7 protein-coding genes are annotated in these 7,393 nt (G+C 69.6%); 1 reads left to right on the forward strand and 6 read right to left on the reverse strand.

The features are described from left to right. The 6 genes from RCJ92_RS14145 to RCJ92_RS14170 all read right to left on the reverse strand — a co-directional run. Positions 1 to 840 (reverse strand): DUF4011 domain-containing protein (locus RCJ92_RS14145; RefSeq protein WP_446754883.1); only part of this gene is annotated, 840 nt, incomplete at its 3' end. 252 nt (positions 841 to 1,092) lie between these two features. Beyond that, on the reverse strand, positions 1,093 to 2,679 hold the full coding sequence (gene guaA / locus RCJ92_RS14150; RefSeq protein ID WP_446754884.1) for a glutamine-hydrolyzing GMP synthase: 1,587 nt from the start codon (positions 2,677 to 2,679) through the stop codon (positions 1,093 to 1,095). Between the two features lie 80 nt (positions 2,680 to 2,759). Further along, positions 2,760 to 3,224, reverse strand: a complete 465-nt coding sequence (locus tag RCJ92_RS14155) for a DUF3817 domain-containing protein (protein WP_446754885.1) — start codon at positions 3,222 to 3,224, stop codon at positions 2,760 to 2,762. Between the two features lie 52 nt (positions 3,225 to 3,276). Next, the gene (locus RCJ92_RS14160; protein ID WP_446754886.1) at positions 3,277 to 4,122 is read right to left on the reverse strand and encodes an SURF1 family protein; all 846 of its coding nucleotides are present in this window, start codon (positions 4,120 to 4,122) and stop codon (positions 3,277 to 3,279) included. A gap of 191 nt (positions 4,123 to 4,313) precedes the next feature. Beyond that, a complete protein-coding gene (locus tag RCJ92_RS14165; RefSeq protein WP_446754887.1) occupies positions 4,314 to 5,465 on the reverse strand; it encodes a GuaB3 family IMP dehydrogenase-related protein in 1,152 nt (383 codons plus the stop codon). 29 nt (positions 5,466 to 5,494) lie between these two features. Continuing rightward, the gene (locus RCJ92_RS14170; RefSeq protein ID WP_446754888.1) at positions 5,495 to 6,865 is read right to left on the reverse strand and encodes a DUF4872 domain-containing protein; all 1,371 of its coding nucleotides are present in this window, start codon (positions 6,863 to 6,865) and stop codon (positions 5,495 to 5,497) included. A 127-nt stretch (positions 6,866 to 6,992) separates the two neighbouring features. Here RCJ92_RS14170 and RCJ92_RS14175 point away from each other — a divergent pair. Further along, on the forward strand, positions 6,993 to 7,393 hold a 401-nt coding region (locus tag RCJ92_RS14175; protein ID WP_446754889.1), incomplete at its 3' end, for a VanZ family protein.

The following is a 7,393-nucleotide window of genomic DNA, read 5'->3' on the forward strand; positions in this document are numbered from 1 at the left end:
CACGCGGCGCAGCCGGGAGCCGGAGTGGGCCGGGGCCTGCTCGTCCTCCTCCGTGCCGGCGCCCTGCGCCGCGTCCGCGGGATTCGGGGCGGTGTCCTGCCGGGCCGCGTCCTGGAGGCCGGCGGCGTGTTCGGCGTGGTTGACCAGCCCGGCGATGACCGGGTGCCCGGCGCTGAGCTTGGCCGGGTCGGCCGGGTCGGTCAGATCCGCGAAGGTGGACAGCAGCAGGCGGTGGCCGATGACCACCCCGGGCACGTCGGCCAGCTGGTGGCGCAGGGCATCCATGCCGCGCACCGGGTCGAAGCGGGCGATGGAGTAGGCGGCGGCGTGCACCGCCTGGGTGTCAATGGCGGCGTGGTGGTCGGCCTCGACCTGGCGGATGAACGCCGGGGAGACGATGGCGCGGCCCACCAGCTGCACGTCGTAGTCGTCCTGGTCCAGGTGGCGGGTCAGCTTGATCCGCCCGAGCATGATCGGGGCGGACAGCGCCTCGCTGCGCCCCTCATGGGTGGCGCGCCAGTTCGCCACGCCCGCGGCCAGGTAGCCCACGTCGATGCCGCGCTCGTCCCACAGTTCATCGATCTTCGCGTCCAGCGCACGGGCGGTGCGCTTGGCCACCGCGAACTGGTCCGCGTCATGCAGCAGGGTGGACAGGCGGGTGCGCCGCCCGGCCAGGAACTGGGCCAGGCCCGAGGGGTTGGCGTGGGTGATGTCGATGCTGTTGGAGGTCGACGGGGCGAACCGCAGCGTGGTGTCCGCGCCGGTCCCCTGCCCCAGGGTCTTTACCCAGCTGGCCACGCGTTCGGCGGCAGCAGTTCGGCCACTAGTCACGACTCTCATTCCCTTCGTTCGCTTCCCGTCGGCGGCGCCCGCCGATGCCGGGATCAGATTTTGCCCCCGTGCCGCGCGGTCGCCGCGGGCCGGTTTTGGCACACAACACGCCACTTCCTAAGGTAGTGCACGCACGGCCCGGTTCGGCTGTACGAAACACTGTTTAAGCGCCACGGGCGGAACCGGTGGCCGGCCGCGGCGGCGTGCGCCGCCGGCTGGCCTTCGTCCGATTCCGCCCGTGGGCGATCCGCTAGGGGCGGATTACTCCCATTCGATGGTTCCCGGGGGCTTGCTGGTCACATCCAGCACCACCCGGTTGACCCCGTCGACCTGGTTGGTGATCCGGTTGGAGATCCGGGCCAGCAGGTCGTAGGGCAGGCGGGACCAGTCCGCGGTCATCGCGTCCTCACTGGAGACCGGGCGCAGCACGATCGGATGCCCGTAGGTGCGCCCATCGCCCTGCACGCCCACGCTGCGCACGTCGGCCAGCAGCACGACCGGCATCTGCCAGACCTCGTCATCCAGTCCGGCGTTGGTCAGCTCCTCGCGGGCGATCGCGTCGGCCTTGCGCAGGATCGAGAGGCGTTCCTCGTTCACCGCACCGATGATGCGGATGCCCAGGCCCGGGCCAGGGAACGGCTGGCGTCCCACGATCTCCTCGGGCAGGCCCAGTTCGCGGCCCACCGCACGCACCTCGTCCTTGAACAGGGTGCGCAGCGGCTCAACCAGCTCGAACTGCAGGTCCTCGGGCAGCCCGCCCACGTTGTGGTGGCTCTTGATGTTCGCGGTGCCCTCGCCGCCGCCGGATTCGACGATGTCCGGGTACAAGGTGCCCTGCACCAGGAACTTCACCGGCTCCCCGGCCTCGGCTTCGGCCTCGACGATGGCCTTCTCCGCGGCCTCGAAGGCGCGGATGAATTCGCGGCCAATGATCTTGCGCTTGGTTTCCGGGTCGGTCACCCCATCCAGGGCGCTCAGGAAGCGTTCGCGTTCGTCGGCGATGTACAGCTTCGCGCCGGTGGCGGCCACGAAGTCCTTCTCCACCTGCTCGGCTTCGCCTTCACGCAGCAGCCCGTGGTTCACGAACACGCAGGTGAGGTTTTCCCCGATAGCGCGCTGCACCAGGGCGGCTGCCACGGCGGAGTCCACGCCGCCGGACAGCCCGCAGATCGCCTTGCCGTCGCCCACCTGGGCGCGGATGCGTTCGATCTGCTCATCGGCGATGGACCCGGCGGTCCATTCGGCCTGCAGGCCGGCGCCGTCGTAGAGGAAGTTCTCCAGCACGTTCTGCCCGAACTCGCAGTGCTTGACCTCCGGGTGCCACTGCACGCCGAAGAGCTTGCGCTCATCATCGGCGATCGCGGCGACCGGGGCGCCGGCGGTGGAGGCCAGCACCTCAAAGCCCTCCGGGGCCGCGGTGACCGAGTCGCCGTGGCTCATCCACACCGTCGGTGGGGTGTGGGCCCCGGCCAGCACGGAGCGCGGGCCGCCGGAGAATTCGGTTTCGGTGCGGCCATATTCGCGCAGACCGGTTTCGGCCACGGTGCCGCCCAGGGCGTTGGCCATGGCCTGGAAGCCGTAGCAGATGCCCAGGACCGGGACCCCGGCGTCAAACAGCTTCGGATCCACCCCCGGGGCGTTTTCCGCATAGACGCTGGACGGGCCGCCGGAAAGGATGATGGCGGCAGGTTCCTTGGCCAGCATCTGATCCAGGGGCATGGTGTGCGGGACGATCTCCGAGTACACGCGGGCCTCACGCACACGCCGAGCAATCAGCTGCGCGTATTGGGCCCCGTAGTCGACGACCAGAACCGGCTTATGTTCTGTGGTGAGGGGCGCAGTAGTCACGGATTCAAGTCTACTAGCTCACCGCGCCGTAAAAACCCCGCACCCCTGTCATCCCCGTCACCAGCCGGGAACCGAAGATGCTAGTAGCGCTTGGCGGCCTTGGGGAACGCGGCCAGTTCGGCCTCCACCTCACGGTGCACCTTGTGCTCCACGAAGAAGGAGAGGAACGGGACCACCCCGCCCAGGGCGATGGTGATGAAGCGCATGAACGGCCAGCGCATCATCGACCAGAGCCGGAAGTCGGAGAACAGGTAGACCACGTACATCCAGCCGTGCACGATCAGGATCAGCAGGGAGATGTTCACCCCGCCGGCAATCTCGGCGCGGTTGAACAGGCCCAGTATGTTCGCGGTGCCATCCAGGTGGGTACCCCCGGCGAACAGTTCCAGGCCCCAGAAGTACTTCAGGACCATCTCGGCCACCAGCAGCAGCAGCATCACACCGGTGGCGTAGGAGAGCACTTTGTAGAAGGCCAGCGCGTTGCGGATCTGGGTGGGGGTGCCGCCGAACTTGCGTGGGGTGCCGGGGGTGGTGGGGCTGGACATGCTTGGAGTGTTCCTTCCGCGAAGGGGCTTTGGGGCAAAGCCCCGAGGGGTCTTAGTGGTTCTGGGAGGTGCCGTGCGGGCCGGAGGACGAATGGTCTTGGCTCGGCTCCTGGCCGGTGGGCTCCTGGCCGCGGCGGTGCTCGGCGGCGCCCTGCTCGGCCAGTTCATCCAGTTCGCGCTGGTAGTCATCGCGCACCAGGCGGTACCACAGGAAGAACGCGAAGCCGGCGAAGACCACCCATTCAATCCCGTAGAAGACGTTCAGCCAGTTCACGGTGGCTTCCTGCGGTTGGGTGCCGACAAAGATGTGGCTCAGCCCCGGCTCGGTCACCGGCCCGGCGTCGTTGGCCAGCTCGTGGATGGAGACGAATCCGGAGTACAGCGGCAGATCCCAGGTGTTGGCCAGCTGGGCGCTGGAGACTGACGCGTAGTACGGTTCGCGCACGTCGCGCTGAAGCACCGGGCCCTCGGGCGGGATCAGCCGGCCGGTGATGGTGAACTGGCCCTCCGGGGTGGCCGGCGGGTCGTTCGGTTCGGCTTCCCAGCCGCGCACCACCGCGATGGCCTCATCGTCGGGGGCGCCGTCCACCGCGAACGCGCTGATCACCCAGTAGCCGGTCTGGCCCTCGTGCACGCGCTTTTCCACCAGGATCTCGGTGCCCGGCAGGAAGTGGCCCTGCATGGTAACAATCTGGTCCGCCTTCGTGCCCAGCAGTTCGGTGCCCGGCTGCACGTGCTCGGTCAGCGGCACCGGAACCTCGGTCTTCTCCGCCTTCACCGGGGGTTCGGTGGTGGAGGAACCGAACTGCCATCCGGAGAGCAGCACGAAGCCGGTGGCCACGATGAGGGCACCGAGCAGCGCGGCGATCCATTTGGGTTTGAAAGCGGTTTTCAGCACATCACTACCGTACTTCGATTGCTTGTAGAAGAGCCAATGCGCGGCGGGTGAGATTCTTCCCTTTGACCCCGCCGCCGTGGTGGCCAGGACCCGGCAGGGCGCCCACCGGACAAGGGGGCGAACATGCCTGCGGCCGCCACCACACATGGTGTGGTGGCGGCCGGTGGGTGCCCGCGCCTCGGCGCGCCGGGTTAGAAGCGGTCGGCCTCGTAGGGCGAGACCACGACGTCCACCCGCTGGAATTCCTTCAGCGTGGAGTAGCCGGTGGTGGCCATGGCCCGGCGCAGCGCGCCGACCAGGTTCGAGCTGCCGGTGGTTTCATGGGACGGGCCGAAGAGCAGCTGCTCCATCGGGGCGACCGTGCCCACCTTCACCCGGTCCCCGCGGGGGCTGGCCTCGTGGACGGCCTCCATGCCCCAGTGCCAGCCGTCACCCGGGGCCTCCTCGGCGCGGGCCAGGGCGGTGCCGAGCATCACGGCGTCGGCTCCCATGGCCAGGGCCTTGACCATGTCACCGGAGTTGCCCACCCCGCCGTCCGCGATGACGTGCACGTAGCGTCCGCCGGACTCCTCGATGTAGTCGCGGCGTGCCGCAGCCACGTCGGCGATGGCGGTGGCCATCGGGGCGTGGATGCCCAGGGTGCGCCGGGTGGTGCTGCTGGCCCCTCCCCCGAAGCCGACCAGCACGCCGGCGGCGCCGGTGCGCATCAGGTGCATGGCCGGGGTGTAGCCGGCCGCACCGCCGACGATGACCGGCACGTCCAGTTCGTAGATGAACTGCTTCAGGTTCAGCGGTTCGGTCGTCTTGGAAACGTGTTCGGCCGAGACGGTGGTGCCGCGGATGACGAAGATGTCCACCCCGGCGTCGATGACGGTCTGGTAGTGCTCCTGGGTGCGCTGCGGGGTCAGCGACCCGGCCACCACCACCCCGGACTCACGGATCTGGGTGATCCGCTCGGTGATCAGTTCGGGCTGGATCGGTGCGGTGTACAGCTGCTGCAGCTTGCGGGTGATCGCCGGGTCGGCGCGGCGGGCGCTTTCCGAACGCAGCGCGGAGATTTCCTCAAGCACCGTGGTGGGGTCCTCGTAGCGGGTCCACAGCCCTTCCAGGTTCAGCACGCCCAGCCCGCCGAGCTTGCCCAGCTGGATGGCGGTGTCCGGGCTCATCACCGAATCCATCGGGGCGCCGAGGATGGGGGTGCTGAATTCGAAGGCGTCGATCTGCCAGGTGACCGAGACGTCCTTGGGGTCCCGGGTTCGCCGGTCCGGCACGATGGCCACGTCGTCAAGGGAGTATGCCTGGCTGGCGCGCTTGGAGCGGCCGATCTCAATCTCGTTAATCACTGCTCTAGGTTATCAAGTTCCCCTGCGGTTCACGGCCTTTGCGTCGCCACCGGCTGCGCCTGGCCGGCGCCGGTTCCCGGCAGTGAGGCCCGGATCCCGTCCAGCTGCGTAGCGGCGGCCTGTTCGGCGTCGGCCAGTGCCGCCAGCTGCCCGGCCAGCGCGCTGAAGCGCTGCGCCGGCGCCTGCCCGTCCCCGGGGGCCAGCAGGGCTGCGGTGAAGCCTTCCCAGTCCGCGGCCAGCTGCGTGTAGGCGGGCACGGACTGGGCCAGGGCGCCGAGCCCGGGCAGGGCGCTGGCCTCCTGCAGGAACTGGGCGTACAGCCCGCGCAGCCCATCGGCGGCGGCGAAGCGGGAGTCAGCAAAGAATCCGTGCAGCTGCTCCAGCGCCGAGTCATAGAGTGCCGGCTCGGCCAGCATGGTGGCCCAGCCGGTGTCCCCAGTGGTGTCGGCCAGCCGTTCGGCCCAGCGCCGCATCCCGCTCACCCCGAAGTTGCGGGCGTAGTGCTGGGGCAGGCCGGGCAGCTCGGTGGTGCCCAGCATCCGCCCGGTGGTTTGGGCGATCGCCTCGCGCACATTGGCGGCCAGCGCGGCGGGGCGCGGCCCGCGGCGGGAGGGCACCCAGGCGCTGAAGTTCCGGTCCCGCTTGTGCCGGGCTCGGGCTGCGGCCAGGTCGGAGTCGCTGATCTGCTGCAGCTCACCGCTGCCGTCATCGACCAGCAGCATCCCATCCAGTTCGCCGAGCACCGCCACATCGATGGTGTCCTCGGCTTCCACGCTGCCGGTGGCCACCCACGGCAGGGCGGCGCGGGTGACGCGCACCGCGATGGCCCGCCCCGCCTCCAGTGCGGCGTCCAGGTTCGCGGCGGCGGCCTGCTGGTTGCCGGTGGTGCGGATGCGCACCTTCGCCCCGCAGCGCTCCAGCAGGGTGGCGGTGAACGGTTCGGGGTGGGCGCGGGTGACCAAGGCCAGGTTCACGGTGTCGGCGTCCACGAAGCTGTGCAGCATGAACCCGATGCCGCCGGCCAGTCCGGCAAGCATCGCCTCGCTCAGCGGTTCACCGCTCAGCGGGTCCTTCACCCCGGACTGGGTGAGGATCCGGTGCCACAGGGCCGCATCGTATTGGCGCACGTTCTGCGGCGCCGGGTATTCGGGCAGTTCCTCCGGTGCCGGCTCCCCCGCCGGGGCCGCGCCCTGCTGGCGTGCGGCGGCATGCTGGGCGGACTTCGGCTCGGGCCGCCCGTCCAGGATTGCCTTGCGGGCGGTGGTGTAGCTTTCGCCGGTGCGCTCCATCCGGGCCCGGACAAGCTTCTTCAGGTTCTTGGGCAGGGTCTTGGCCTGGCTCTTGGGGTGTTTCGCCGGGTTCTTCGCTGCCGCGCGGGACGGGCGGTTGGGGTGGGCCACGGGGTGGATGTCCTTCCTTCACTGGTGCCCGTCCATCATGTCACGTTCGGTGCGCCGCGGCGCATAGACTGGGGCCAGTCTCCCGGGCCCGGCCGGCGGGCGGGTGATGGGGCACAAGGGGGCGCACATGGGCAGGGACGGCACGCGAAATCGGCTGATCATCTGGCTGGCGGGGGCGGGTTACCTGGTGGCGCTGGCCCTGATAGCGGCCTGGCCGAGCCCCGTGGACGCCCCGGTGAACGCGCAGCTGATGGCGTTCTTCGATGCGCTGCACCGCCGGGGTGTGCCGCAGATCATTGGATACAACCTGCTGGAGTTTGCCGCCAACGTGGTGCTCTTCATCCCGTGCGGCCTGCTGCTGGCCCACCTGCTGCGCTCCTGGGTCCCGGCGGTGCTGCTGGGGGCGGGGTTGGCCGTGGCGATCGAGGCGGGCCAGTGGCTGGTGCTGCCCGGGCGGCACGCCGATGTGCGGGACATCATCGCCAACTCTGCCGGGGCGCTGTTCGGCGCCCTGCTCTGGCTGCTGCT

Source organism: Glutamicibacter sp. BSL13 (assembly GCF_052928425.1).

Coding starts and splice junctions, on each gene's coding strand:
- RCJ92_RS14155 (WP_446754885.1), bottom strand. CDS start 3,224: ATGTCCAGCCCCACCACCCCCGGCACCCCACGCAAGTTCGGCGGCACC.